At 60.8% G+C, this 2169-nt stretch carries 3 protein-coding genes; 1 reads left to right on the forward strand and 2 read right to left on the reverse strand.

Annotated elements, in window-relative coordinates; genetic code table 11:
- Together PROAA_RS12980 and PROAA_RS12985 are read right to left on the reverse strand one after the other, a co-directional pair.
- Window positions 1-605: CaiB/BaiF CoA transferase family protein (locus PROAA_RS12980; protein ID WP_245664273.1), on the reverse strand; the 605-nt coding region annotated here is incomplete at its 3' end.
- Between the two features lie 10 nt (window positions 606-615).
- Window positions 616-1776 carry an acyl-CoA dehydrogenase family protein gene (locus PROAA_RS12985; protein WP_186411746.1) on the reverse strand — a complete coding sequence of 387 codons (1161 nt, stop codon included), beginning with the start codon at window positions 1774-1776 and terminating at the stop codon, window positions 616-618.
- Window positions 1777-1972: 196 nt separating this feature from the next.
- Between PROAA_RS12985 and PROAA_RS12990 the strand changes: the two genes are divergently transcribed.
- Window positions 1973-2169: DUF2863 family protein (locus PROAA_RS12990; RefSeq protein WP_186411747.1), on the forward strand; the 197-nt coding region annotated here is incomplete at its 3' end.

Raw genomic sequence — 2169 nt, forward strand, 5'->3', positions numbered from 1 at the left:
AGCATCGAGACTTCGACACGCGAACCCTTGCCGGTCTTGCCGCGCTGAATCAGCGCCGCGAGGATGTTGCTGTAGGCATACATGCCGGCCGAGATGTCGGCGATCGAGCACCCCGCCTTGGCGGGTTCGTCGGGTGTACCGGTGACTGAAAGGAAGCCCGATTCGCTCTGGATCAGCAGGTCGTAGGCTTTCTTGTCGCGATACGGGCCGGAATCGCCATAGCCCGAGATATCGCAGACGATCAGGCGCGGATAGCTTTCGTGCAGAGCTGCGAAGGACAAACCCAGACGCGCAGCAGCACCGGGCGCCAGATTCTGGACCAGCACATCGGCGCTCTCCAGCAGGCGTGTTAGAACGGCGTTCGCTTCGGCATGCTTGACGTCGAGCGTTAGGCTTTCCTTGGAACGGTTGGTCCATACGAAATGCGAGGCCAGTCCCTTGACGCGTTCGTCATAGCTGCGGGCGAAGTCGCCCGAGCCGGGGCGCTCGATCTTGATCACGCGTGCGCCGAGGTCGGCCAGCTGGCGGGTGCAGAAAGGCGCGGCAATCGCGTGTTCCAGCGATATCACGGTGATGCCATCGAGAGGTCGATTTGCGCCGGTCACGAAAAAACTTTCAGAAAGATCTTGGCAGACCGAGCACATGCTCGGCCACGTAGGACAGGATCAGATTGGTCGAGATCGGCGCCACCTGATACAGGCGCGTCTCGCGGAACTTGCGTTCGACGTCGTAGTCGCAGGCGAAGCCGAAGCCGCCGTGAAACTGGAGGCAGGCGTTGGCGGCTTCCCACGAAGCCTTGGCGGCGAGATACTTGGCCATGTTGGCCTGCGCACCGCAGGGCTGATGGGCGTCGAACAAACGACAGGCTTCGTAGCGCATCAGGCTGGCGGCTTCGACTTCGATGTACGCCTCCGCGATCGGGAATTGCACACCCTGGTTCTGGCCGATCGGTCGGTCGAAGACAACGCGTTCCTTGACGTAGCTGCTGACCTTGTCGATGAACCAGTAGCCGTCGCCAATACACTCGGCAGCGATCAGCGCGCGCTCGGCATTGAGTCCGTCGAGAATGTACCTGAAGCCCTTGCCTTCCTCGCCGATCAGGTTCTCCACCGGGATCTCCAGATTGTCGAAGAAGAGTTCGTTGGTCTCGTGGTTGACCATGTTCGGAATCGGCTGCACCGTCATACCCTGGCCGATCGCATCGCGCAGATCGACGATGAAGATCGACATGCCTTCAGATTTCCTGCTCACTTCGGCAAGCGGCGTGGTGCGTGCCAGCAGGATCATCAGATCCGAGTGCTGGACGCGGGAGATCCACACCTTCTGGCCATTGACCACGTAGCGGTCGCCCTGCTTCACGGCAACAGTCTTGATCCGCGTGGTGTCGGTGCCGGTGCTCGGCTCGGTCACGGCCATCGATTGCAGGCGCAGTTCACCCGAAGCGATACGTGGCAGATACGCCTGCTTCTGCGCATCCGAGCCGTGGCGCAGCAGTGTGCCCATGTTGTACATCTGGCCGTGGCACGCGCCGGAGTTGCCGCCGCAACGGTTGATCTCCTCAAGGATCACCGAAGCCTCGGTCAGGCCAAGGCCGGAGCCGCCGTATTCCTGCGGGATCAGCGCCGCCAGCCAGCCGGCCCGGGTCAGCGCATCGACGAAGGCCTCGGGATAGGAACGCTCCCGATCGATTTCGCGGAAGTAAGCGGCGGGATATTGCGCACAGAGGTCGCGTACGGCGTCGCGTATGTCCCGAAATGATTCGCTTGCCTTCAGCATGTTGTCTTTCCTTGGGGTTGGCGCAATCGGTAACAGCTCGGGCACACAATGGCGCTCCTTACCACCGAACACGAAGAAGAACAGGCCGAAAGGATAACGCGTTTACCGCGAAATCTCATGTGGGCGCTGAACGCGGCCGAATGCGCCATCCGCGACTTGGTACAATGGCGGATTATGGAATTTACAGGCAATGGAAATGAAGCGCAGTCGACCCTCATCACGCAAACGCATATCGGACGATGCCAATGAGCTGGTCCGGCTGGCGACCGGACTGGCAGAGTCGGGCGGCCGGCTGGAGGCCAAACTCTGGGATAAGCAGCTCACGGAACTGGTCTGCAAACTGCTGCACGACGGTGCCGAAGACGATCTGAATGCCTCGCTCGATCGTCTGTT

Origin of the sequence: Candidatus Propionivibrio aalborgensis, assembly GCF_900089945.1 — a bacterium.
GTDB lineage: Bacteria > Pseudomonadota > Gammaproteobacteria > Burkholderiales > Rhodocyclaceae > Propionivibrio > Propionivibrio aalborgensis.